At 62.1% G+C, this 23,791-nt stretch carries 21 protein-coding genes and 3 pseudogenes; 14 read left to right on the top strand and 10 right to left on the bottom strand.

Features of this window, described 5'->3' with window-relative positions:
* Positions 1 to 44 precede the first annotated feature (44 nt).
* Positions 45 to 1,127, top strand: coding sequence for an FAD-binding oxidoreductase (locus AC0L2M_RS07525; RefSeq protein WP_473534482.1), 1,083 nt, complete (start codon positions 45 to 47; stop codon positions 1,125 to 1,127).
* A gap of 362 nt (positions 1,128 to 1,489) precedes the next feature.
* On the opposite strand, the gene AC0L2M_RS07520 is transcribed toward AC0L2M_RS07525, so the two are convergent.
* From AC0L2M_RS07520 to AC0L2M_RS07505, 4 genes are read right to left on the bottom strand one after another with little or no spacing between them, the layout of a single operon-like run.
* Positions 1,490 to 2,080, bottom strand: a complete 591-nt coding sequence (locus AC0L2M_RS07520) for a DUF447 domain-containing protein (protein WP_287225701.1) — start codon at positions 2,078 to 2,080, stop codon at positions 1,490 to 1,492.
* 3 nt (positions 2,081 to 2,083) lie between these two features.
* Positions 2,084 to 3,478: a DUF6513 domain-containing protein gene (locus tag AC0L2M_RS07515; protein WP_473534481.1), complete on the bottom strand. Its 1,395-nt coding sequence runs from the start codon at positions 3,476 to 3,478 to the stop codon at positions 2,084 to 2,086.
* On the bottom strand, positions 3,471 to 4,022 hold the full coding sequence (locus tag AC0L2M_RS07510; RefSeq protein ID WP_473477642.1) for a flavoprotein: 552 nt from the start codon (positions 4,020 to 4,022) through the stop codon (positions 3,471 to 3,473). The genes AC0L2M_RS07515 and AC0L2M_RS07510 overlap by 8 nt, the downstream gene beginning before the upstream one ends.
* A 3-nt stretch (positions 4,023 to 4,025) precedes the next feature.
* Positions 4,026 to 5,867, bottom strand: coding sequence for a (5-formylfuran-3-yl)methyl phosphate synthase (locus AC0L2M_RS07505; protein WP_473534480.1), 1,842 nt, complete (start codon positions 5,865 to 5,867; stop codon positions 4,026 to 4,028).
* A gap of 225 nt (positions 5,868 to 6,092) precedes the next feature.
* On the opposite strand from AC0L2M_RS07505, the gene AC0L2M_RS07500 reads away from it, so the two are divergent.
* The 6 genes from AC0L2M_RS07500 (at position 6,093) to AC0L2M_RS07475 (ending at position 11,279) form a co-directional block, all read left to right on the top strand.
* Positions 6,093 to 7,343 carry an ABC transporter substrate-binding protein gene (locus AC0L2M_RS07500; protein ID WP_473534479.1) on the top strand — a complete coding sequence of 417 codons (1,251 nt, stop codon included), beginning with the start codon at positions 6,093 to 6,095 and terminating at the stop codon, positions 7,341 to 7,343.
* 66 nt (positions 7,344 to 7,409) lie between these two features.
* Positions 7,410 to 8,336 carry a YVTN family beta-propeller repeat protein gene (locus AC0L2M_RS07495; RefSeq protein ID WP_051407716.1) on the top strand — a complete coding sequence of 309 codons (927 nt, stop codon included), beginning with the start codon at positions 7,410 to 7,412 and terminating at the stop codon, positions 8,334 to 8,336.
* Positions 8,337 to 8,409: 73 nt separating this feature from the next.
* Entirely contained in the window at positions 8,410 to 8,904 is a 495-nt protein-coding gene (locus AC0L2M_RS07490) for a cupredoxin domain-containing protein (RefSeq protein ID WP_091596883.1), read from the top strand.
* Between the two features lie 85 nt (positions 8,905 to 8,989).
* Positions 8,990 to 9,778: an ATP-binding cassette domain-containing protein gene (locus AC0L2M_RS07485; protein WP_473534478.1), complete on the top strand. Its 789-nt coding sequence runs from the start codon at positions 8,990 to 8,992 to the stop codon at positions 9,776 to 9,778.
* The gene (locus tag AC0L2M_RS07480) at positions 9,775 to 10,650 is read left to right on the top strand and encodes an ABC transporter permease (protein ID WP_473534477.1); all 876 of its coding nucleotides are present in this window, start codon (positions 9,775 to 9,777) and stop codon (positions 10,648 to 10,650) included. The genes AC0L2M_RS07485 and AC0L2M_RS07480 overlap by 4 nt, the downstream gene beginning before the upstream one ends.
* Positions 10,650 to 11,279, top strand: a complete 630-nt coding sequence (locus AC0L2M_RS07475; protein ID WP_473534476.1) for a hypothetical protein — start codon at positions 10,650 to 10,652, stop codon at positions 11,277 to 11,279. The genes AC0L2M_RS07480 and AC0L2M_RS07475 overlap by 1 nt, the downstream gene beginning before the upstream one ends.
* 23 nt (positions 11,280 to 11,302) lie before the next feature.
* Here the strand turns inward: AC0L2M_RS07475 and AC0L2M_RS07470 are convergent, their stop codons facing one another.
* The 4 genes from AC0L2M_RS07470 to AC0L2M_RS07455 form a co-directional block, all read right to left on the bottom strand.
* Positions 11,303 to 11,503 carry a hypothetical protein gene (locus AC0L2M_RS07470; protein WP_023797709.1) on the bottom strand — a complete coding sequence of 67 codons (201 nt, stop codon included), beginning with the start codon at positions 11,501 to 11,503 and terminating at the stop codon, positions 11,303 to 11,305.
* A 269-nt stretch (positions 11,504 to 11,772) separates the two neighbouring features.
* Positions 11,773 to 12,588 carry an oxidoreductase gene (locus AC0L2M_RS07465; protein WP_128166436.1) on the bottom strand — a complete coding sequence of 272 codons (816 nt, stop codon included), beginning with the start codon at positions 12,586 to 12,588 and terminating at the stop codon, positions 11,773 to 11,775.
* Positions 12,589 to 12,659: 71 nt separating this feature from the next.
* Positions 12,660 to 13,964, bottom strand: a complete 1,305-nt coding sequence (gene fabF, locus AC0L2M_RS07460; protein WP_473534475.1) for a beta-ketoacyl-ACP synthase II — start codon at positions 13,962 to 13,964, stop codon at positions 12,660 to 12,662.
* 47 nt (positions 13,965 to 14,011) lie between these two features.
* Positions 14,012 to 14,590 (bottom strand): TetR/AcrR family transcriptional regulator, encoded by a 579-nt coding sequence (locus AC0L2M_RS07455; protein ID WP_023797706.1) that lies wholly within the window; start codon positions 14,588 to 14,590, stop codon positions 14,012 to 14,014.
* 83 nt (positions 14,591 to 14,673) lie between these two features.
* Here AC0L2M_RS07455 and AC0L2M_RS07450 point away from each other — a divergent pair, with 83 nt between their 5' ends.
* Entirely contained in the window at positions 14,674 to 15,132 is a 459-nt protein-coding gene (locus tag AC0L2M_RS07450) for a nuclear transport factor 2 family protein (protein WP_023797705.1), read from the top strand.
* On the opposite strand, the pseudogene AC0L2M_RS07445 reads toward AC0L2M_RS07450, so the two are convergent.
* Positions 15,052 to 15,715 (bottom strand): annotated as a pseudogene (locus AC0L2M_RS07445) (SOS response-associated peptidase family protein). The gene AC0L2M_RS07450 and the pseudogene AC0L2M_RS07445 overlap by 81 nt on opposite strands.
* Before the next feature lie 198 nt (positions 15,716 to 15,913).
* Here AC0L2M_RS07445 and AC0L2M_RS07440 point away from each other — a divergent pair.
* Together AC0L2M_RS07440 and AC0L2M_RS07435 are read left to right on the top strand one after the other, a co-directional pair.
* Positions 15,914 to 16,504, top strand: a complete 591-nt coding sequence (locus AC0L2M_RS07440) for an alpha/beta fold hydrolase (protein WP_473534474.1) — start codon at positions 15,914 to 15,916, stop codon at positions 16,502 to 16,504.
* Positions 16,453 to 16,875, top strand: coding sequence for an alpha/beta hydrolase family protein (locus AC0L2M_RS07435; protein WP_473534473.1), 423 nt, complete (start codon positions 16,453 to 16,455; stop codon positions 16,873 to 16,875). Before AC0L2M_RS07440 ends, AC0L2M_RS07435 begins: the two co-directional genes overlap by 52 nt.
* Before the next feature lie 12 nt (positions 16,876 to 16,887).
* Here the strand turns inward: AC0L2M_RS07435 and AC0L2M_RS07430 are convergent.
* Positions 16,888 to 17,016 (bottom strand): annotated as a pseudogene (locus AC0L2M_RS07430) (transposase domain-containing protein); the annotation flags it as partial.
* Positions 17,017 to 17,092: 76 nt separating this feature from the next.
* Between AC0L2M_RS07430 and AC0L2M_RS07425 the strand changes: the two are divergent.
* From AC0L2M_RS07425 to AC0L2M_RS07410, 4 genes and pseudogenes are all read left to right on the top strand, one after another.
* The gene (locus tag AC0L2M_RS07425) at positions 17,093 to 17,671 is read left to right on the top strand and encodes a hypothetical protein (RefSeq protein WP_473534472.1); all 579 of its coding nucleotides are present in this window, start codon (positions 17,093 to 17,095) and stop codon (positions 17,669 to 17,671) included.
* Between the two features lie 1,312 nt (positions 17,672 to 18,983).
* Positions 18,984 to 19,397 (top strand): hypothetical protein, encoded by a 414-nt coding sequence (locus AC0L2M_RS07420; RefSeq protein WP_473534471.1) that lies wholly within the window; start codon positions 18,984 to 18,986, stop codon positions 19,395 to 19,397.
* An 80-nt stretch (positions 19,398 to 19,477) separates the two neighbouring features.
* Positions 19,478 to 20,541 (top strand): annotated as a pseudogene (locus AC0L2M_RS07415) (efflux RND transporter periplasmic adaptor subunit).
* A 2-nt stretch (positions 20,542 to 20,543) separates the two neighbouring features.
* On the top strand, positions 20,544 to 23,654 hold the full coding sequence (locus AC0L2M_RS07410; protein WP_473534500.1) for an efflux RND transporter permease subunit: 3,111 nt from the start codon (positions 20,544 to 20,546) through the stop codon (positions 23,652 to 23,654).
* Positions 23,655 to 23,791: the final 137 nt, after the last annotated feature.

Below are 23,791 nucleotides of genomic sequence, written 5' to 3'. Positions count from 1 at the left end.
AGTATCCCGGCTGCCATTCTGGTCGGGTCAAGGAGAGTCCAATCATGAACGCGCACGCTCCCTTTTCGGCCACCGATTTCGCTCCAGCGCTGCGTCAACGGCAATGGGCGGAGAGCTCAAGACAGTTCGTGCGCTGCCGGCGCGTCATCGATGAGATACACGACGTTAAGACATTCGTCTTTTCAGCTGCTTCTGGCCACATGTTCAGCTTTAGTGCAGGCCAGTATTTAGTCCTGAACCTGACAATCGACGGCACCCGGGTAACGAGACCGTACTCGGTGTCGTCGCCGCCGACTCGACCGCTCGACCTGCAGATCACGGTGAAGCGGGTGAAGGGCGGGCTTGTTTCCAACTGGCTTCACGACAATCTCCGGCCGGGCCACAACATTGAAATCGAAGGGCCGGTCGGACGTTTCAACTTCGACGATCTACCATCCGAGAAGCCGCTTTTCCTTTCGGGCGGCAGCGGCATCACTCCCGTTATGTCGATGCTGCGGGCGCTAACCGACCGGGCATCTGGCCATGACATCCGTTTCATTCACTGCGCTCGGACGGCGGACGACATCGCCTTCCGCTCCGAGTTGGAGGCGCTCGCCGCGCGATTCTCCAATGTCGATGTAAGCTTCATCTGCAGCCAGGAAGGTTCGGCGTGGCAGGGCCTTTTCGGTCGCATCGACGGCCCCATGCTCTTGCGGCTGGCTCCGGACCTTCACCAGCGCACGTCTTACGTTTGCGGCCCCGAGCCGTTTATGCAGACGGTTCGGGCCTGTGTCGCGGAGATCGGCATCGCACCCTCCCAGTATCACGAGGAAAGTTTCGGCGGCGCCGTGGGCAATTCGATGGCTCCTCAATCGGCTGCCGCTGGCCCGACTTGTGTCCGTTTCGCCCGGTCTGGCGTGGAGCACCTGTGTGCGCCTGGAGAGACTCTGCTCGATGCGGCGCGCAATAGCGGCCTCTACATCCCTACCGCATGCCAGCAGGGCATTTGCGGAACCTGTCGGACGGTCAAGCTCTCAGGTGACGTCGTGATCGACGACCTTGGAGGACTCAGCCTTGAAGAGAAGGCGGCTGGTTATGTGCTGGCTTGCTGCAGCCGGCCGCTAGGCACCGTTTGCCTCGATCTCTGACCTCATTGCGAATTGATGGCCAAGCCCGGCGTTGGGGGCATGCCAGTGGCTCACATGATTGGATAAACGGCGCGCGCACTCATGAGTCGGTTCCGGCAACCTGCGCTTGGCCGCTGGATCCTTTGAATGTCGGCTTTCGGGCGGCATCGTGCGGCGGGAATGGTCGGATTGAGGTCAGATCGCGTCGGTACCCGCGGGGGGCTGAAGGGCCGCTTCTTATAATCCGGGCCCCATTCCGGTCATCGTCCATACCGGGCTCAATGACCGCAAAGGGTCGAACACCGCCGTTTGAGATCAGCGCCACCGTGTACCACGCTAAACCACGTCGGCCCGGACGCTTACCCAGGTTCAGCATATCCGGTTCAGCCCCGCGCATCCTCGCCGCTGGCATCCTCGGCCGCAAGGTGATCGCCGACCCGCTGTATCAGCCAGCCCCAGGCTTCTTTTTCGCCCTCGCCCGCGGTCTTTTCGATGGCAATCGAAAGGTAGGCGATTTCCGCCTCGATCTTGTCGCCCGGCAGCATGCCGAGCCGGCTGACCAGGATGGCCAGTTCCAGCACCGCCGCCTTGGCGCGGTTGAAGCCGGTGAACGGCGCATGCGTTTCCTCCCGCACCACGCGGCAGAAATGGCGAGGCCGCATGGCATCGTCGTCGACAGTTTCGACTTCGAGGACCGAATGCGCGAGCGCCGCTGCGAGACGCGGCACCGGACACCCGTCGACGGCAACGGTCGGCCAATGCTTGCGGCCAGTCAGGCAGCCGGCAAAGATGCGGACGTCATCGGTGTAATTGGCGATGGCGAACGGCACTTCGGCGAGATTGTCGAGCGTGATCGACGGCCGGAACGGGGCGATGACCCAGCCGTCCTTCTCGGCGATAATGCCGATCGGCGCGATGTGGACGCCCCCGGCTTTGCTGACGGTGGTGATGATCGATTCGCGAATGAATGGCATGGTTCAGCGATCTTTCTTCGCGCGAAGCGTGTGGCCCGCTTCGGCAAGGCGGCTGCGGTCGGTTTCGGGAGCCGGCGCGGCAACGCCCCATGCGAGCGGCTCGTCCTGCACATAGCGCTTGCCGAGGCGCCACGCGATCTCGGCCTTCATCAGTTCGGCGCCGAGATAGAACGCGTGTGCTCCATCCGCCTCAACGCCAAGCCCGGCAAAGAGTTCGAACGCATCCGTGGCAACCGCGTGCCCCTTGCCGTTGAAAACATGGATGCCGTCCTCCGCGGTCATGATGCGGAAGTTGGTGTCACGCACCTCGGCCGCGAGGGCTGCGATATCCTCGGTCGAGGCGGTGAACGGCTTGCGATCGTGAACCTGCAGCAGCCCTGGATGATAACTCCGCGGCAGCGCACCGTCACTCTTGGCGGCAAACAGGATGCGGCGGGCAATGTCGTGCTCCTCGATCGTTCGCAGCGTATGCGGGCTGACATGCACGGCAAGCACGTTTCGGATCTGAAGTTCCGAGCAGAGCCCGGCCAGAACCGCGGTGACGCCGGAACTGTCGGCGTCGGTCAATTCGGTGAGATTGCCTGTCCCCATCAGCAGCTCGACCTCAGGCCAGCGGCGTCGCGCCTCGATGAAACGCCCAAGCGAGGCGGCAAAGCCGAAATGGATCGGATCAAGCACCGGATCGGCGAGGAAGCCGACGCCGGCCTTCTTTGCCGCTTCGATGGCCCGGCCAAGCGAATCCAGGTCACCGGGCGTGGCCGGGATCAGCACTGGCACGGCCTTGTGGTCGAAGGCCAGCGGCAGCGTGTTCTCATCGAGGCTGAGAAGGTAGTCCGCACCGGCGCCTGCGCCGATCGACAGTTCGTCGGTGCTGGCGGAATCGACGCTGACCAGAAATCCCTGTGCCTTCAGCTCGCGCACCGCCTCGTCCAGCAACGGAAACGGTGTTTCCGGCAGGCAGCCGAGATCGATGATATCGGCGCCGGCCGCGGCCAGCGTCCGTGCTCTCGCCACCAGCGCCTCGACCGACAGCATCGGCGCATCGACGATTTCGGCGAAGATGCGCATGTCGTGACGCGAAAGGTCAGGCGGCTCGCCCGCCCGGCCGAGAAAGGCCGGCAGATCGGCGATCTCGTCGGGCCCGCGGACGAAGGGCACGCCGAAATGGTTCGACAGATGCTCGATGTCGCCGCGATAGCGGCCGGGCAGGATGACGCGGTCGGTGCCGCCTGCCAGGCTGAGTCGCCGCTTGATGATGTCTTCGCTCATCAGCGCCGCGACCTTGACGCCGATGTCGATGATCTCCCAGGCAAATTCGGTTTCGCCCAGTCCGGCCAGCAGCCTTTCCAGCCGGACCTTGGCCAGATGGCCGGTAAGAAAGACCAGCCGCTCAGCCATGGCTTGCGAGTTCGGCGTGGCGCCGCCTGACCGAGGCTTCGAGATCGGCAAGCGACTCGACCACCTGGGTTCGCTCAAAACTCTTCAGCTGGTTGGTATTCTCCAGGTCGATGCTGCGCGGATAGACCTTGACCAGCCCATGCGGCGCCTTGGTTTCGAGTTCCGGCGCGGTGTCGCAGGCAAAGACGATGGCCGGCACCCGGCATTTTCCGGCCTGGGCAAAGACGTTGGTGGCGAGCGTGTCAGAAATGCCGTGCACGCATTTGGCGACCGTGTTGGAGCTGGCCGGCGCCACCACCACCGTATGATAGACGCCGTGATAGAATTCGCCGACCGGGATCGCGCTCGCCGTCTTGTCGTGCAGCACGCGCGTCGTCTCCGGGAAATCGAGCTTGAGCTTGTACATGCGCAGCACTTCGTTGGCGGCTTTCGACACAAAGACATCGCAATGCTCGATCTGGTGGATGAGTGCAAAACTCTCCGTAAAAAAATGACCGGAACCAGTCAAAACCCATGCCCAGCGCGGCGTATGCAGCGTCGCCATCGCCTACCCTGCTTTGCTTGCCGACCGGATCGAAGCCGCGATCGCAATGCCGGGCAGATTACCCGCCGCGAGCAGCGCCCCGGCCTCGGCGGCATCTTTCGGGCCGGCGAGGTGGACATCGACACCGTCGGGCAGCATGGCGGCGAAGCCGGCGTCGACGATGCCTCTGACCGCCAGGCTGTCGATCGTGTCGCTGCCGGAGAAGGCGCCGGTCTGCTTGATCAAGAGCAGCGCGTTCGCGCCGAGCTTGCCGGCAAGCCAGGCGGCAAGGGAATCGGAGGTAACATCCCAGGACGCCGGAATGTCCGGCGCCGGCAGCGCCAATGACGACGGCAGCCACACCGGGATCTTCCCCGCGTCCAGCGCCCGCCCCATTTCTTCCAGCGACCGTGCCGGCGCCAGCCTTTCGTCACGGTCGAGGATGACCTGGGCGAACTGCTCCATGGCGAGGATCGCCATGGCGTGGGCGGCGGTGTCGGAAAAATCCATGTAAATCTGCGTCTCGCGCACCTGGTCGGCGAACAGGCCGCCGCCGGGCACGATGACGATCGGCAGCTTGGAACCCGCCAGCGCCGCGATCCAGCTTTCCAGTTCCGCCGCATGGACGGTGCTGCCGCCAAGCTTGACGACGGACGGCTTGACGACGGCTCGCCTGACGGCGTCGGGCCTTTCCTGTCGCGGCCGGGAAACAGCGCCTGGGTCTTTTCGGCCGGCAGGGCCGGAGGCAACGCCGCGGCCTGCCGATTGGCGCTTGCGTTCGATCTCGACGCCGACGCCGCCTGGGCCGAGTTCGAGTTTTTCCACCCTTACCGTGACCCGCACGACACGCGGGTTCTCCAGGATGTAGGTCGCCACCTGCTCGGCCAGGGCCTCGCTAAGCTGGACGTGGCCCCGCGCAACAATGGTGCGAATGCCGTCCATGATGATGTCGTAGGAGAACACATGGCGCATGTCTTCGGGATGGTCGGTGACCTGCAGTACGTCGGCGGTCACGTCGAAACGCACTTTTTGAGTATGGCCGTGCTCAAAACTGTAGGCGCCGATCTGGACCGGCAGGACAAAGTCCCGCACGAAGATCTTGTCGGTGCCCAGTGCCGGGTCGGTGCCCGGCGAATAGCCCCTCGCCGCCAGGAGGCGGTAGTCGATGCTCGACGCGCCGCCGGCCCGGGATGTTTCCGGGATCAGTTCGCGGATCTGCGCAATTGCCTCGGCGCTGATCGAACCCACGCGGCCGGAATCGCCGCACAGCGCCCCGCGAAAGCCGAGAAAATCGGGAGCGAAGGGCAGCAGGCGTGGAATATCAGGGGCTTCCAGCGATCCGCTCAGCCCAACCATGAGGCCGAGCGATTTCGCTCGATCGATGAATCCCGGGATACGCTCGGGCGGCAGATGGTCGAGCAGCCGCCCGTTGGCCTTGTTGGCAGTGTCGACCATGGCGCCATGGAAGCGATGTTTGGCAAGCATCGGCAGAAGCTCGAAATCCGGCGCCAGGTCGGCGAAAAGCACCGCGATCAGTTTCGTTCGCGCGGCGAGCGGCGCGAGCGCTGCCGCACAAGCCGCGACATTTGCCGACGGAAAAAAACCTACCTTGACGTAATCGACGCCGGTTGCGGCGATCTCTTCAGCCCTGGCGCGGATGGTCTCGGGTTCCATCGGCAGGTCGCCGCAGACCGCACTGAACGGCGCCCGGCCGGCGATCAGCGAAATCGTCCGGCGGATGATCTGCGTGGACACCGCGCCCAGCGCTCCCGCCTTCGGATCCTTCAGATCGACGATGTCGGCACCGCCTGAAAGCGCGATCTCCGCCTCGTCGACGCCGGTGACGCTGGCCAGCATTCTGGTCATTGACGGACTTTCTCCGGCATGAGGAAAAGGACGCTTTTGGGCCCGAATACCGAAATCCGCTCGGTCGCCGTTCGGGCGAGCAGGCATGGCACTAAAGCAGACGTGAGAAGTCCACTTTCAGGGTTTGATAAAATTTGCGGGTCAGCTAAGCTCATCACGGGCACCTTGACTTCGCGCCGCTCCGACAACAATCGGACTTTAGCGCAAGAACGGGTAATTTTATCGATGACGAGCGCGGTGCCGGGCACTCTGGCGGCCTTTTTGTGCTTTTTTTCCCTGACCGTCAACGTTCCGGGCGCGCTCGCCCAGGAAGCGACGGGCAAGCAGCCGACCGCAACGGCCAAGCCGGAAAAAAAAGTAATCGAGATCAAGATAGGCTATTTGCGCGCCTATGCGCCGCAGCTGGCCTTGTCGGTGCTCGACGTCCCGCCGCGCGATGAAGGTGTCGCCGGCGGCAATGTGGCGATTGCCGACAACAACACGACCGGCAGCTTCCTCGGCCAGAAATTCAGCCTCGACGTGACCGAGGTGAAGCCGGATTCCGATGTCGTCCCGGCCTTCCAGGAGATGATCGCCAAAGGCAACCGCTATGTGGTCGCAGACCTCTCGGCCAGGCAGTTGCTGTCGATCGCCGATTTTGCCCGCGACAACGGCGTTTTGATCTTCAACGCTGGCGCCACCGACGACAGTCTTCGCGAGGAGGAATGCCGCGCCAGCATCTTCCACACCATCCCGACGCGCAGCATGCTGGCCGACGGGCTGGCGCAGTATCTCATCTGGAAGCAATGGCGGCGCTGGGTGCTGATCTACGGCTCGCACGAGCGCGACCAGCTTTTTGCCGAGGCGCTGCGCCGGGCGGCGACGCGCTTCGGCGGCGAGATCGTCGGCGAAAAACTGTTCGAGGATACCGGCACGGCGCGGCGGACCGATTCCGGCGTCGTCCAGATCCAGCGGCAGATGCCTGTCTTCACCCAGGACCTGCCGGAGCACGATGTGCTGCTGGTCGCCGACGAAAGCGAGGTGTTCGGCACCTACGTTCCGTTCCGCACCTGGATGGCGCGGCCGGTCGCCGGCACCGCCGGCCTCACCCCCTTGGCCTGGCATCCGGCCAGCGAGCAATGGGGCGGCACCCAGATCCAGAACCGCTTCGCCAAGGCAAACGGCCGCCGCATGGTGTCGAAGGACATGGCGGCGTGGACCGCGGTGCGCATCCTCGGCGAGGCGGCGACCCGCACGCAGGGCGCCGACCCGCGCAAGATGGCCGATTTCATCCGCTCCGACGATTTTTCGATCGCCGCCTTCAAAGGGCAGAAACTGACCTTCCGCAAATGGAACCAGCAGTTGCGGCAGCCGATCTTCCTCGGCGACACCAGGTCGGTCGTCTCGACATCGCCGCAGGAGGGATTTTTGCACCAGCTGTCGGAGCTCGATACGCTCGGGGTCGATGAGCCGGAAACAAAATGCGTGCTTAAGTAGAAAAGTTCGGGAGGAATTTCAGTGCAGAGACGAGCTTGCGCACTCGCCATAGTTGCGACCTGCTTCATGGCCGGTCCGGCGTCGGCCTACATGGCCTATGTCTCCAACGAGAAAGACAACACGATGACCGTGGTCGACACCGCGACGATGCAGGTGGTGAAGACCGTCAATGTCGGGCAGCGTCCGCGCGGCATCACCATCTCGCACGACGGCAAGCACATTTATCTCTGCGCCAGCGACGATGATTCGATCGAGGTCATCGACACGGCGTCGCTGGAGATCGTCGACACCTTGCCTTCCGGGCCCGACCCGGAGCTGTTCGTGCTGTCGCCTGACGGCAAGACGCTCTATGTCGCCAATGAGGACGACAATCTCGTCACCGTCATCGACATCGAGGGCAAGAAGGTGCTGGCGGAAATCCCGGTCGGCGTCGAACCGGAGGGGATGGGTGTCAGCCCGGACGGAAAGACCATGGTCAACACGTCGGAAACGACGAACATGGCGCATTTCATCGACACGTCGACGCACGAGATCACCGACAACGTGCTGGTTGACACGCGTCCGCGCTTCGTCGAGTTCACGCCCGACGGCAAGCAGGCCTGGGTGAGCGCCGAGATCGGTGGCACGGTTTCGGTGATCGACAATCAAACGCGCGAAGTCGTCCAGAAGATCACCTTCGAGGTTGCCGGCCTGAGGCCCGAATCCATCCAGCCGGTCGGTGTGCGCATCACCGCCGACGGCAAGAAAGCCTATGTGGCGCTCGGACCGGCCAACCGCGTCGCGGTGGTCAACACGCAGACATACGAGGTCGAGAAATATGTGCTGGTCGGCCAACGCGTCTGGCAGCTTGCTTTCACCCCGGACCAGAAGACCATCATCTCGACCAACGGCGTGTCGAACGACATCACCTTCATTGACGTGGCGACCGACGAGCCGGTGCAGTCGGTGACCGTCGGCGCGCTGCCGTGGGGCGTCGTCGTCTCGCCCAATTGAATTCCGCCAAATGAACCGTTGAATAAACCAAGTGAATCAAGCCGACAGAAAAACAGCAGAAGGGCAGGAAATCATGCGGAAATTTCGGGCAGTCGCTTTCGCCGCGCTGGTGGGCATGGCGCTCACCCAGGGCCAGGTCTCGGCGCAGGACGGCGATGACGATGACGCCGCCGCCGGAGCGGCCAGCACGGAGGCCAGTCCGAAAGCCGAGAAGGCGACCCGGGCCAGCAAGGACGTGCCGGAACTTATCCTCGGCAGCAAGGAAGACCAGTTCACCGCCAACCAGAAGGATTTTGAGCTGATCGCCGGCCAGGGCTATCGCTGGAAGATCACCGCGGCCGGCGGGCTGGAGTACAAATTCCACACCGACCTGTTCCGCAATGTGTGGAACAACCAGATCGTCATCAACGACCTCGAGGTGCACATGAACGGCGCACCCGCATGGCTCGAATTCGACGCCGACGGCACCATCCAGGTACAGTTCACCACCGTGAGGCCCGGCATCTACACATGGTCGGTGCCCGACCTCGCCGACAAGGGCATGAAGGGCACGATCACGATCAAGTAAGGTTTGAAAAGCAGGACCTGCGCGATCGCGCCCCGTGGGCTAGACTTGGGCCAGACTATTGTCGACGACAAGGGAGCCGACCGGCGTGCAGCATGTGAGGACAAACGGACCGGGAGATCAGGTGGCGGCGCTCGACGTCGCCGCTGTCAGCCATTCCTATGGTTCGAAGCGGGCGCTCAGCGACGTCTCGTTCTCGATCGCGCCGGCGACGTTCACCGTGCTTCTCGGTCTCAACGGCGCAGGAAAGACAACGCTGTTCTCGCTGATCAGCCACCTTTACGACACGCGCCGCGGGTCGATCCGCATCTTCGGCCATGACGTCAGCCGCGCCTCCGGCGAGGCGCTCAGGCGTGTCGGCATCGTGTTCCAGGCGCGCACGCTCGACCTCGATCTCAGCGTTCACCAGAACCTCTCCTACCACGCCGCGCTGCATGGCATCGGCGGACGCGAGTCCCGGGAGCGCATTGCCGCGCTGCTCGATATCGTCGACATGCCGGGTCGGCAGCATGACAAGGCACGCAGCCTTTCCGGCGGCCAGATGCGGCGCATCGAGATCGCCAGGGCGCTGCTCCACCGCCCGTCGCTGCTGCTGCTCGATGAGGCGACGGTCGGTCTCGACATCCAGTCGCGCGCCGGCATTCTCGCCACTATCCGCAAGCTCGTCGAAACCGAGGGGATCGGCGTGCTGTGGGCAACGCATCTGATCGACGAGGTTGACGACGGCGACCATGTCGTCGTGCTGCGGCAGGGCGAACTGGTCGCAAAGGGCAAGGTGGCCGATGTCGTCAGGACGAGCGGCGCCGGCTCGATCCGCGACGCCTTTTCCAGGCTCAGCCGCATCGAGACGGCCGGCACCGCGGAGAAATCGCCATGAGCGCTCCTTCAATGCCTGAAAAAGTCGCCGGCATCATCCCGGCGAAGTTCGAAAAATTCGGCCTGCGCCACTATCTCATTTGCCTCAAGGGCGTCGTCCTGCGGGAGTGCCTGCGCTTCCTGCACCAGCGCGAGCGCTTCATATCCTCGCTGGTTCGGCCGCTCATCTGGCTGTTCATCTTTGCCGCCGGATTCCGGCAGGTGCTCGGCGTGTCGATCATCCCGCCCTACAAGACCTACGTGCTCTACGAGGTCTACATCACGCCGGGGCTGTGCGGCATGATCCTGCTGTTCTCAGGCATGCAGTCTTCGCTGTCGATGGTTTATGACCGCGAGATGGGCAACATGCGCACCCTTTTGGTCAGCCCCTTCCCGCGCTGGTTCCTGCTGGTGTCGAAGATGCTCGCCGGCGTCTCCGTATCGATCGCGCAGGTCTATGCGTTCCTGATCGTTGCCTGGTTCTGGGGCGTCAAGGCGCCGCCGATCGGCTATCTCATGGTGCTGCCGGCGCTGTTCCTGTCGGGCATGATGCTTTGCGCGCTCGGCATGCTTTTGTCGTCGATGATCAAGCAGCTCGAAAATTTCGCCGGCATCATGAACTTCGTCATCTTTCCCGGCTATTTCGCCTCGCCGGCGCTCTATCCGTTGTGGCGCATCCAGGAGGCGAGCCCGCTGCTCCACAAGATCTGCCTCGCCAATCCGTTCACCTATGCGGTCGAACTGATCCGCTTCGCCTTCTACGGCCAGATCGAGTGGCTGTCGCTGGGCGTCGTTGCCGCCTGCACTGTTCTGTTCCTTGCCGCCGCCATCATCGCCTACGACCCTTCGCGCGGCCTGGTGACCCGCAAACATGACACCGGAGGAAATGGCTGATGGCACGAATGAGCCTTGTTCGCAGCCTGGCTGTGGTTGCCATGCTGACGCCGAGCATGAACGCCAGGGCAGCGAATACCGATCCGGACTGGCCCTGCATACAGCGCAAGGTGCCGCAACTCTCGCTCGGCCAGATCTGGAACGGGCCGGAGCTTCCGCCAGCGGCGAAGGATTTTTCGAAGGACCCTGCCGTCTCCACCCTGGTCGAGGAGGTGGCGGCCCGGCGGATGCCGCTTGCCGAAGCCCAGAAGAAAATCAAGGATTTCGCCGCCTCGCTGCCGGCCGAGCAGCTTGCGCCGAAGATGGCAATGCTGGTGCAAGGCATGTTCGATCACATGGACGCCGAGCGTTCGCAGGTGATCTCAGGCATTTCCCGGTACGCCCACAAGCAGCTCGAAATGGCCGCCGCCTTGCGCAAGGCAGCGTCCGACGTCGATGCGTTGCGGGCAAAGCCGGATGCGAATCCCGACGACATCGAACGGCGCACCGAACAGCTGAAATTCGCAACGCGAATTTTCAATGAACGCGTCCAATCACTGACTTACGTCTGTGAAGTGCCGACGATCATCGAGCAGCGGCTTTATCAATTGTCCAAGGCCGTCTCGGAAACTCTCGCCGCAAAGAAGTAGAACCTCTATCTCCGCAGCGGATCTCACGTTCCCCGGCCGGGCAGCACGCGCCAGCGCTGCACGAAATAACCGGGATGCGTCTCGATCCACTGGGCTACCAGCGGCTGCGCCTGCATGAAGGCGGTCCCTGGGTTCATCGCCAGGCCGTCCACCATCTGCTCGCGTTGTTCACAGGTCTGCGGCACATCCGTCAGGCAGACCATCATAACCAGCGTGTAAAGCATTGCCCCATTACCCCCATCGAATTCCCGAACCCCATGCCCGGGAGGTTTCCGAGATACCGACAAGACTGCAGGGGTCGCACATACAGATCGCTTACGGGTGTGAAAGGACGTGGCCCCCAATCTTTCGCACTGCAATATAACATATCGCTTATCTAACACCAACAACCGCCGGGCGTTCTAGGCAATTGCTTCAGGTTGCGCTGCGCCAATGCGGCGCCGACGTTTCCAGGGCCGATGATTCCGATTTTCACGGAGTGTCTTCGATGTCGTCAGACCGGCAGCCCGTTCTGCTTGCGCAGGCTCTTGTCAAATGCGGATGCGGGGACGAAACGGCGCAGGAGACTGACCTGGCGCGCCATTTTTCCCGCAGCATAGCGCCTCTTCGGAACGGGATCGGTCGCAGCCGCCAAAACGGTCTTGGCGACCAATTCGGGCGAATCGCCTTTTTCCATTGCTTTCCGCACGACTGCGTTCATGCCAGCGCGCGCAGCGTCATAGATATCCAGCAACTGGTCCGGCCTGGCGAGATTATCTTCAAAGGACGTGCGGGTATAAGCGGGTTCGACCAATGCAACGCGAATCCCGAACGGGCGCAGTTCATGGTCGAGCGATTCGGAATAGCCTTCGATGGCATGTTTGGTCGACGCATAAAGCGCGAAATAGGGAGCTGGGATGAACCCCTGCACCGAACTCAGATTGACGATTCTACCCTTGCCTTGACGGCGCATTATCGGCAGGATCGCGTTGGTCACGCGGAGCACGCCGAAGACGTTCACATCGAACAGTGCCTGAGCCTGGACCATTGACGACTCTTCCGCGCCACCAAACAGACCCATGCCGGCATTGTTGACGAGCAGGTCGATGCGCCCGGTCTCGGCCAGCACGTCATCGACCAGTTTCGCCACCGACGCGTCATCGGTCACGTCACAGACCAGCATGGTCAGGCCGTCAGAGTTTTTGGCGGCTGCGCGACGGCTGGTGCCGAACACGCGGAAACCGGCGCTTTGCAACGCTATGGCCGTCGCGCGCCCGATGCCGGAGGACGCCCCCGTCACCAGGGCGACGCCAGGATTGGTCTTGTTCATGGAAATCATTTCTTTCTTTGGGTTGGATTGATTTTGGATTGGCGTGGGAGAAGCACGAAAGGTCGGAGGCATCAGTTATGAACGCCTCTGGCGTTCGCACCGGCGAGTTCGTCCGTCCAGCGCCGGAACAGCGCGCTGGCGTTGACGCCGCCAAAGCCGAAGCCGTTTGAGATCGCGTAGTCCATTGTCATCGGCCGGGCCTGGTTTGCGACGAAGTCGATGCCGTCGCCGGCTGGATCCGGCGCGCCCAGATTGAGGGTTGGCGGCGCCACCTGATCCCTGAGCGCCAGGATTGCGAAGATGGCTCCAAGCCCGCCGGCGGCTCCAAGCAAATGTCCGGTCGCCGATTTGGTTGCGCTGACGGCGATGGTGGAATCTGCGCCGAAGAGTGTTTTGATCGCCGCCATTTCCCCGAGATCACCGACCGGCGTCGAGGTCGCGTGCGCATTGAGGTGGCGAACCTCACGCGGCGAAATGCCGGCCTGGGCCAGCGCGACCTGCATGGCTCGGCGCGCCCCGTCGCCATCCTCGGGACCGGAGGTGACGTGATGAGCATCCGCCGTCGTGCCGTAGCCGACGAGCTCGGCGAGCGGTTTCGCGCCGCGCGCCAGCGCGTGGCTCAGTTCCTCGATGACCAGCACGCCGGCTCCTTCGCCCATGACGAAGCCGTCCCGCGACACGTCGAACGGCCGTGACGCCTGAGCCGGCGCCCAGTTGAAGCCGGTTGAAAGAGAGCGTGCGGCAGCAAAACCACCGAGACTGACGATGTTCATGCAGGCTTCCGTTCCGCCGCACACGGCGATATCGGCCTCGTTGGCGCGGATGAGGCGAGCCGCATCGCCGATCGCCTGGATGCCGGCCGCGCACGCCGTCACCGGCGCGCCGAGCGGCCCCTTGAAGCCATGGCGGATCGAGATGTGGCCCGCCGCGAGGTTCACCAGGAAGGACGGCACCGTAAACGGCGACAGGCGGCGGACGCCGCGCTGGTCGACCGTGCGCACCGCCTCGGTGATGGCGGGGAAGCCGCCGATGCCGGACGCGATGATGGTGGCCGTGCGCAGGCGATCGGCTTCCGAGACAGGCGCCCACCCTGCTTGCGCCAGGGCCTCTTGTGCAGCGGCGAGCCCGAAGATGATGAACCGATCTACCTTGCGCTGGTCTTTTGGCGCCAGCACGGCATCCGGATCGAAACCAGCCTCCGGATCGTCTTCCAGCGAGGGAACCACCCCGCCGATCTTGGCCGGGAGGTCTGCCACCACATCGTCCGGAAGCCTGCGGATGCCCGAGCGACCGGCCAGCAGCCGCGACCACGACGCTTCGACATCGGCAGCAAGGGGCGTGACCGCTCCCATGCCCGTAACAACAATCCGTCGCATCTGCTTTCCTATCGAGTTGGCTGCGTCGCCAGCCCTACGCACGCCGTTCAAGCGCCGGCTGCTTCGCGAACCTGGCCGGTCGCCGCGTCCAGGAAGGCTTGGGCGAGATCCGGATCGTTGACGACGCGCGACAGCATCAGCGCGCCGACCATCGTCGAGAGAATGGCCATGGCCTTTCTGTCGGGCTCCTCAGCTTTGGCGTCGGCAATGAAACGGCCGAGGATTTCGAGATGCTCCTTGATCCCGGCTTCGAACGACGCTTTCACCTCGCTGCCCTGTCTGGCGGCATCCGAGCCGAGCGCGACAATCGGGCAGCCGTCCATCTTTTCTCCGCGATGGCCCATGCTGAGGTAGAATGCGATCACCGCGCCAAGCGGATCCTCGGATTTTGCCGCAGTCGCGGCCGACCAGCGCAGCGTGGCGCTCTCCATCGCCCGCCTCGACGCCTGCACCGCCAAATCGTCCTTGGAGGCGAACTGCTTGTAGAACGCGCCCTGGGTCAGCCCGGCAGCCTGCATCAGGTCTTTGAGGCCGATGCCGTCAAAGCCGCGCTCCCGAAAAAGCCGGCTTGCCACATTGATCACGGTTTCGCGGTTTTCCGCCGCCTGAATGCGACTCACACGCATGTAGACCTCCTTAAATTAGCTTGCGTTCGACATCTATAACAGATATAGAGTACGAACGCAATCCAATTTGGAGGAGAGGTCAAATGCTATACAGTCAAATCGTCGAGAAATCGATCCGGCAGAGCTTCGACCACGTCAACAACCATCGCTGGGATGAGGCGGTGAAAGCACTCGTGCCGCATGTCCATCACCGCGTTTCCGGTGACCACGCGCTTGGTGGTGAGCGCCACGACAAGCAGGCCGTGCGCCGCTGGTTTGAGCGCCTCGGCCGCGTCCTGCCCAATCTCCATCTCACGGTCAACCATGTCTGGGTGACGGGCTGGCCGTGGCATACCACCGTATTTGCCCAGTGGGACGGCACCGCGACGCTGCTCAATGGCGACGCCTCCTACGTCAACAGTGGTCTCCACGTATTCACGCTGCGGTGGGGCAAGGTCTATGCGCTTGAGGAATTCTACGATTCACAAGCAGCGGCCCGCGGTCTTGCCGCCCAGGCGGCAACTGGCCTCGAAGAGGCTGTCGCCGAACCAATTGTAGGCTAGCAGAAGCGCAGTCAGCGGGCCTGTCAGGCGACCTCTCGGCAACGGTCGCAAAAGTTCAGCTTCGGGCTTTGTTAGGTGGATCCAGGCTGCCCAGTCCTCCGGCTGGAGCACAACGACTTGTCGGTTGTGGTAAGGAGCCACGTCCGGCCCCGGCTCAGTCGTCATGGTGAACGTGGGCGGCTTGTTGCCGGCGCCTTCTTTCCACAACGCAGCGATCGCCATAAACGGGGAGCCATTAAGCGCGAACCTGTGTTTCGCTTTGGGATACTTCGTTCCCGTGAATTCGAAGAACGCAGACGCCGGAGCAACGCAACGCTTGCTGCCGCCGAATTGACGGCCCTCAGAACGGAAGTTGAATAGGGGTCCGCCCTTTGGTCCCGTTTGCGGAAATCCGAACGTCATCGAAACCAGTTCAATAGTGTCGCCGGCGGAGCGCATTACAGGGGGCGGGATCGTTGATCCGGATGTCATCCGCCTGCGGCAGATCAAGCTCGGTCTGATGGCTGGGGATGTTGAGTGCCAGCGATTGCATCATCCGGCAATATTCCGCCCAGGCGATATGCTGCTCGTAATCGTTGCACATGGATCTCCCCGCCCGTCGAATCGGATGATCAATTCAAGATAGCGTGCAAGGTTCTGTGCTGACAGGCTGCTTGACTAAATGTTCTCTTTTCGTTCGGCGTCGGACGCGAAAGGAACCGATCGTGAAAAGCCCGGTTCGGACCCGTTGCAAAGTTAGCCCCCGTTGAAGATCTCTCGTGTTGGTATATCGAACCACGCCATGACCGAAAATATGAACCCTCCGATCGATCCGTTCGATACTGGGCTTCTCAGCGTCGCCGACGGAAATGAAATTTATTGGGAAGTATCGGGCAATCCCGACGGGAAGCCCGCTCTCTATCTGCATGGCGGCCCCGGCAGCGCTCCTGGCTCGGGCAGCTATCGCCGTCGCTTCGACCCGCAAAAATATCGCATTGTGGGGATCAATCAGCGCGGATGCGGCCGAAGCCGCCCCCGTATCACCGACGCTCTCGGCGAACTGCACCGCAACACGACACAGTCGCTCATCGGGGACATCGAAGCGGTCAGAAGACACCTCGGCATCGACACGTGGCTAGTGTCGGGCGTGTCCTGGGGGACGACCCTTGCGCTCGCTTATGCCCAAGCGCATCCAGATAGAGTCTCGGAACTGGTGCTCGTCGCAGAACGACGACAAGCCGGGAGGAGGTCAATTGGATCACCGAAAGGGTTGGCCGCATCTTTCCCGAAGCCTGGCAACGGTTTGAGCAGGCCTCCGCTAGGCGCGATGGGGAGCGCATCGTGGAGGCCTATGCGCGACGGCTTGCCACTGGGGACATTGAGGATCGGCTAAGGGCAGCACGTGCCTGGAACGATTGGGAGTCGACGCACATCTCGCTTGATCCGAACTGGGTGCCGATTGACCGTCGCTTTGACGAAGAACAGGGCTTGGCTTTCGCGACCCTTGTCACGCACTACTGGTCGAACGACGGATTTCTTCAGAATGGAAAGGAGATACTCCGCGGCGTCTCCGCAATTGGACATATTCCCGCCGTTCTGGTTCATGGTCGCCGCGACATTAGCGGGCCAGCAATAACGGCCTGGCGTCTCCATCGGATATGGCCGGCAAGCCGCTTGAACATCGTGGAATCCGAAGGGCATGGCGGACCGCAGTCGATGGAACAGATGCGTGTCGCGCTTGATTCATTCGCGCCGAGCCAATGATGAATGAGCTCGTCAAGCTGGGAGCCTCTGGGACCGGTTCCACGGCAGCAGTTCGTCGATCCGGTTGATTGGATGACCGTCGGGAATGCGGGCAAGCACGTAGGTGAGCCAGGCCTCTGGGTTGAGGTCGTTAAGCCTGGCGCGCCACGCGTTTATCCGAAAGCGCTGATGATCCCTTACCAGAAAGGCGAAAGATGAGTTTTGACGGCATCGTAAGATGAGGAAGCTCTTAGCGCTGGCGCTCCTGATCGCTTTGCCGCCGCTCGCTTTTTACAGCTGGTTCGAAGTGAGCGTCCGCCGGATCGTGACTGAGCAAGGTCTTGACGGGACCTATCGCAACGCCCTCAAGCATGCTTCAGCGTCTTCCTATCTCTATTCCGGACTGAGGCTTCTCGGGCTTTCGGAGGCAATAGCCGAAGAGATGGTCGTCCGGTGTGGACTGGTCAATGAATTTGCTGAACTCTACGTGAAACGCGGAAAGCCTGACACGACCTTGGAAATCATGAAAGACCTACAGAACAATATGGTCGGTATCGGGGTCGCCAGATGGCTTGAGACCAATTCCGCCGAAACACGTGTCGCTCTTTTCGTGGTATTGGGGCAGCAAGATATCCTTGCCTTGTCCCAAAATACGCTAGGTTTTTCGGACTCCAGCGTATCGGCGGCTGACTATCCAGGCGCTAAGAATTGGTTCATGGCGCGGCGGGAGCAGATCGATCAGGAAGTGCAATCCGCATTGGACATAGGCGCTCGGCGCAACGGCAACTTGATTGGAACGTCTATGGTCGAAAGATGAGTTTTTGACCTGATCGTCAAGGGCGGCAGCCTACCCGACCGAAACACCTATTCCAAATATCCTAACTGCTCCCGTGCTCTTGGGCTTAGATGTGATGGTCAGGTTCGGGTCTGCGTGTCAGCCCGGAATCGCTTGGTGTGCCAATGGATCTTGCCGTCGATCTTCATCGGCTTGTGGATCATCAACCGCTTAGGAGGATTCTCGGGGTGAACCTCGAGCAACGTGATCTTCTATACATTTTGCTCTGTTATCCAGATGTGTGGCACTATCTGCCTGAAGAGGGATATCTCAAATGTTCCGGGTCATCCTTGTCGCACTCTCTCATCTGGCTAGCGGGACGAGTTTTCCCGCGACTGTCTCTCATTCCACTTTGAGCGACTCTGGCGGTTACATTCGAAGGATCACAGAGTATTGCTCATCAAAAGGCGGAGAGCCTCGGTCCGTGGCTGCAGATGGCAGTGAGATGTTAAAAAACGACAGGTTTTGCACAATATATCCCGACAAAATTTTCGAATCCTCTGAGCCTTGTGCGTATGGCTCTATTGCGAAATGCGTAAGAAGTTCGATTGAAACGACCTTCACAGCAAACCTAAATGACGGGGAATTTTCTGGGACGCCATGTGTAAGTCACGATACTTGTAAACTGTATTTCAATTTTTACGACGTCGGCAAACATTACGTAGAAGAAGACGGATGCGGTTATCAATTTGGCGGTATCGCAAAATTTAATTCAGAGGCTCGCGCCATCTATTTCCTATCTATCTCTATAAAACCAACCTGTCTTGGCGGCCATTGAGGAGCATGTTGTGCCGGGTAGCCTTGCCCAGCGTCACGCGCCCAAGCATTCAGCACCATAGGTGCGAGCATCCAGGTTGCGACAAGAATGCAGGATGGGGCTTTGCCAAGCCAAGGCAGACGCCGCACTGGTTCTGTTTCGAGCACCGCGCGCTCTCGGCGGCCGCTTGCGGGAACCGCTTCGACAGCCGCTCGTCGTTGACGGTCGCGAGAGGAGCACCGCGCCGAATATTGTCGAGAGAATGGCCTTGCAGCTGGGCTCCTTGCCCCTGCCCTCGCCAACCCAGCTACCGAGCGTCCCAGAATATTCCCTGATCCCCGGCCTCGAATGATGCCTCACGTCGGCGCCCTGCCCGGCGGCATCCGAACCGAGCGCGTCAATCGGGCAGCCCTCCATTCTGTCTGCGCGATGCGCCATGCGACTCACATGCATCATAAATTTTCATTTCTTAGATTGCATTCGTAATCTAACTCAGTTATAGAGTTCGAACGCAATCTAAAACGAAGGAGATACGAGATGATCCGCAAAACCCTGAGCGCCTCCGTTCTGGCCGCGCTGTTTGTTGCCGCCCCGGCGTTTGCCGAGGAAGCCACCATAGGACGCCCGATCGAAGCCGGCAGCCTGCACGAGGGACACCTCGACATGGTCGTCTATTACGTCCCGGCCGAAGGCGGCCTCCTGGAGGTCACCGCCACCTTCGCGCCGAAGACCGGCGGCGATCCGCAGCGCGTCGTCATGGGCCTCGCCGACGGCGACTCCGTGGCATTTTCGATGCCCGGCCACCGCGGCCCGCTCTACGCGTTCTCGCGGTCCGGCGAGGAGGTGACAGTGTCGTCCGAGACCGGCATGCGCGCCGATGCCAATGCACCGACCCGCCTTGCAGACGGCAGCCTGCGTGCTGCTGGGTTCGCGTCCGTCGGGCCGATGTAAAGGTCAAACGCAATCTTTCTTGAGAGGCGACGAACGTGAAAAAGAGACCCGCTGTTGTGCTGGGGGGCGTGCTGATCGCGATGTCAGGAGCGGCGGCATTCGCCACACTTGCCATTCCTACGCAGGGAGCCTCCGCCGTAGCGACCCGAGGCAGGAACCGCCGATCGTCAGAGTGGTGACGGCAGCGCCGGTGACCGGATCCGAACGCGGCTTTACCGGCATTGTCGGGGCGAGGGTGCAGAGCGATCTCGGCTTTCGTGTCCCCGGCAAAATCGTGGAGCGGCTCGTGGATGTGGGTCAGGAGGTCAAAGCTGGTCAGCCACTGATGCGCATCGACGACACCGACCTTCGCCTCGCGCTCACGGCGAAGCGCAACGCCGTTGCCGCAGCGCGCGCAACAGTCGTTCAGACGGAACCGGATGAACGGCGATACGCCAGTTTGCTTAGGGATGGATGGGTCCCCCGACAGCGCTACGAGCAGGCGAAGGCCGCGGTCGATACGGCCGAGGCGCAACTCGCCGCCGCCGAAGCCGAAGCACGGGTCGCCGAGAACGAAGCGATCTACGCGGTCCTGCTGGCCGACGCGGATGGAACGGTGGTCGAAACGCTTGGCGAGCCGGGGCAGGTCATCTCCGCCGGCCAGACAGTGGCCCGGATCGCCAAGGCCGGCTCCCGCGAAGCGGTGGTCGCGCTTCCCGAAACGATCCGGCCGGCGATTGGGTCGGCGGCCGAGGCCAGCGTGTATGGCGGCGATGGGCGTCGTTACACGGCACATCTCCGGCAATTATCGAACTCCGCCGATGCCCAGACCCGTACCTATGAGGCCCGTTATGTGCTCGACGGTGAGGCCGCGGCAGCACCGCTTGGCGCGACGGTAACCATTCGGCTTGCGGGCCAGGCACGCCAGCGGGAAGTCCAGGTGCCGCTGGGAGCCGTGCTCGATAACGGCAAGAAGACAGGCGTTTGGGTCCTGGACAACGCCACCTCGACCGTACAGTTTCAGCCTGTCAAGCTTGTTCGTGTGACCAGCGAAACCGCTGTGGTCTCCGGACTGAACTCCAGCAATCCGATTGTTTCGCTCGGCGCCCATCTCCTGCAGGAGGGCGCTCGCGTCAGGACTGCGTCCGAAAGCAGGGGCAACTGATGATGAACCTAAATCTCTCCGCGATCGCCGTTCGCGAACGCGCCGTTACACTGTTCTTCATCCTCCTGCTGGTGGCCGCCGGCGCCTACGCTTTCGTCATGCTCGGGCGGGCGGAGGACCCCAACTTCACCATCAAGACCCTGACGGTCACGACGGTATGGCCGGGCGCAACGGCGCGCGAGATGCAGGACCTCGTCGCCGAACCGTTGGAGAAGCGGCTTCAGGAGATGACCTGGTACGACCGGGTCGAGACGACCACACGGCCGGGTTACGCGTATATGACGGTCACGCTGAAGGACAGCACACCGCCATCTGTCGTGCAGGAGGAGTTCTACCAGGCTCGCAAGAAGCTCGGGGATGAAGCCCGCAACCTGCCGTCCGGCGTCTTCGGGCCCTTCGTCAACGACGAATATTCGGATGTAAGCTTCGCCCTTTACGCGCTGAAGGCCAAGGGCATGCCGATGCGTGAGTTGGCGAGACAGGCCGAGGCGATCCGCCAAGACCTCCTGCACGTGCCCGGCGTCAAGAAGATCAACATCCTTGGTGAACGTCCCGAACAGATATTCGTCGAGTTTTCCTACGCCAAGCTGGCCACCCTCGGCGTGTCGGCACAGGACATCGTCGCCGCCTTGCAGCGGCAGAACACCCTCACGCCGGCAGGCTCGATCGACACCCAGGGGCCGCGGGTCTTCATCCGGGTGGACGGCGCTTATGACAGCGTTCAGGCGATCGCCGACACGCCGATTGCCGCTGCGGGGCGGACGCTGAAGCTCTCAGATATCGCCGAAGTCCGGCGCGGCTATGAAGATCCCCCCACCTACCTCATTCGACGTCAGGGTGAGCCCACCATCATGCTCGCGGCTGTCATGCAGGAGGGCTGGGATGGTCTCGCGCTCGGCAAGGCGCTGGAGGACAGGACAGCAGCCATCGCACAGACACTGCCACTCGGGATGACGCTCGACAAGGTGACCGACCAGGCCGTCAACATCACCTCTGCGGTCGACGAATTCATGATGAAGTTTGCGATGGCGCTCGGTGTGGTGCTCTTGGTGAGCCTGTTGAGCCTCGGCTGGCGCGTCGGCATCGTGGTGGCGGCTGCCGTCCCTCTGACGCTTGCCGTCGTGTTCCTCATCATGCTGGAGACCGGCCGGTTCTTCGACCGCATCACGCTCGGCGCCCTCATCCTGGCGCTCGGTCTTCTCGTGGACGACGCCATCATTGCCATCGAGGTGATGGTGGTGAAAATGGAAGAAGGCATGGACCGCATCAAGGCGGCGGCCTATGCGTGGAGCCACACTGCGGCGCCGATGCTGTCCGGAACGCTCGTGACGATCGCCGGCTTCCTGCCGGTGGGCTTCGCGCGCTCGACGGCCGGCGAATACGCCGGCAACATCTTTTGGGTCGTAGGGTTCGCCCTCATCGTCTCCTGGATCGTCGCGGTGGTCTTCACACCTTACCTCGGCGTCAAGATGCTGCCCGCGATCAAACCGGTCGAAGGCGGTCACCACGCGATCTATGACACACCCAATTATCGGCGCTTGCGGCGGCTCATCACCTTCGCCGTGCGCCACAAGTTCATGATCAGCGGTATCGTTGGCATCGCCTTCGTGCTTTCCGTTGTCGGCATGGGCTCTCTCAAACAGCAGTTCTTCCCGACATCCGACCGCCCCGAAGTGCTGGTGGAGGTTCGCCTGCCTGAAGGCACCAGCATCGAGACGACGACCGCTACGGTCGAGAAGCTCGAAGGCTGGCTGGACGACCAAGCCGAGGCCAAGATCGTCACGAGCTATGTCGGTCAGGGCGCACCCCGCTTCTTTTTCGCAATGGCGCCGGAACTGCCTGATCCTGCCTTCGCCAAGATCGTCGTGCTGACCCAGGACGCCGAGGCGCGTGAGGTGTTGAAGCACCGCCTCCGCGAGGCGGTGGCAGAGGGGCTTGCACCCGAGGCCAATGTCCGCGTCACGCAAGTCGTGTTCGGCCCCTACACGCCATTCCCGGTCGAGTTCCGGATTATCGGACCTGAGCCCGCGCAACTCTACAGCATATCCGAGAAGGCCCTCGACATCATGCGGGGCGTCCCGGACGTGCGTCAGGCCAACCGCGATTGGGGCAATCGCACACCCGTGCTCCGCTTCGTCCCGGATCAGGATCGACTGAACCTCATCGGCCTGTCGCCGGCAGAGGTGGGCCAGCAACTCCAGTTCTTGCTCACCGGCATCCCCGTTACGCAGGTTCGCGAGGACATCCGCAACGTCCCCATCGTCGCACGCAGCGCCGGCGGCGAGCGGCTGGATCCGACACGTTTGGCGGATTTCTCACTGATGAGCCGGGACGGTCGCCCGATTCCGCTCGACCAGATCGGCCATTCGGAAATCCGTCTGGAAGAGCCGATCATGAAGCGCCGTGATCGCACGCCTGTCATCACGATCCGCTCGGATATCAACGAAGCGACTCAGCCTCCAGAGGTTTCCAAGGAGATCGTGAAGGCCCTTCAGCCGCTGATTGCATCCCTTCCGGCCGGCTATCGCATCGAACTGGGCGGATCGATCGAGGAGGCTGAAAAGGCCAACACCGCGCTGGCTAAAGTCTTTCCGGCAATGATAGCCGCCATGCTGATTGTTATCATGCTGCAGGTACGATCCTTCTCAACGATGTCCATGGTGATGCTGACGGCGCCGCTTGGTCTTGTCGGCGTGGTGCCGATGCTGCTCACCTTCAACCAGCCCTTCGGATTCAACGCCATTCTGGGCATGATAGGCTTGGCCGGCATCCTGATGCGCAACACGCTGATCCTGACCGAACAGATCAAGGAGAACCGTGCTGCCGGCCTTGACGACTACCACGCCGTGATCGAGGCGACGGTGCAACGCACGAGGCCCGTGATCCTGACGGCACTCGCCGCTGTGCTGGCCTTCATCCCGCTCACGCACTCCGTCTTCTGGGGATCGATGGCCTATACGCTGATCGGCGGCACGGCGGTTGGCACGGTGCTGATCCTGCTCTTCCTTCCCGCGCTCTACGCCGCGTGGTTCGGCATCAAGCCGACTGCTGACGAGGTCCGTGAGGGCGCGGCGGAGGAACTGGAAATGCACACGGCAATTGCTGCTGAATAGGGCCGTGTTGTCGAGCAGGCGGATCAAGATTTCGCCGCTGGCTTTGCCTGAACATACGCAGGGCCAGTCGCACGACCTTACCGCTTGCAAAATGATCGTCCAGGGCGAGCCCGGCAGATCCATCATCAGTTCTGGAG

The sequence above is a fragment of the Mesorhizobium sp. WSM4806 genome, assembly GCF_055811635.1.
The sequence above is the reverse complement of the archived record's forward strand: the minus strand, read 5'-3'. Positions and strand labels throughout refer to the sequence as shown.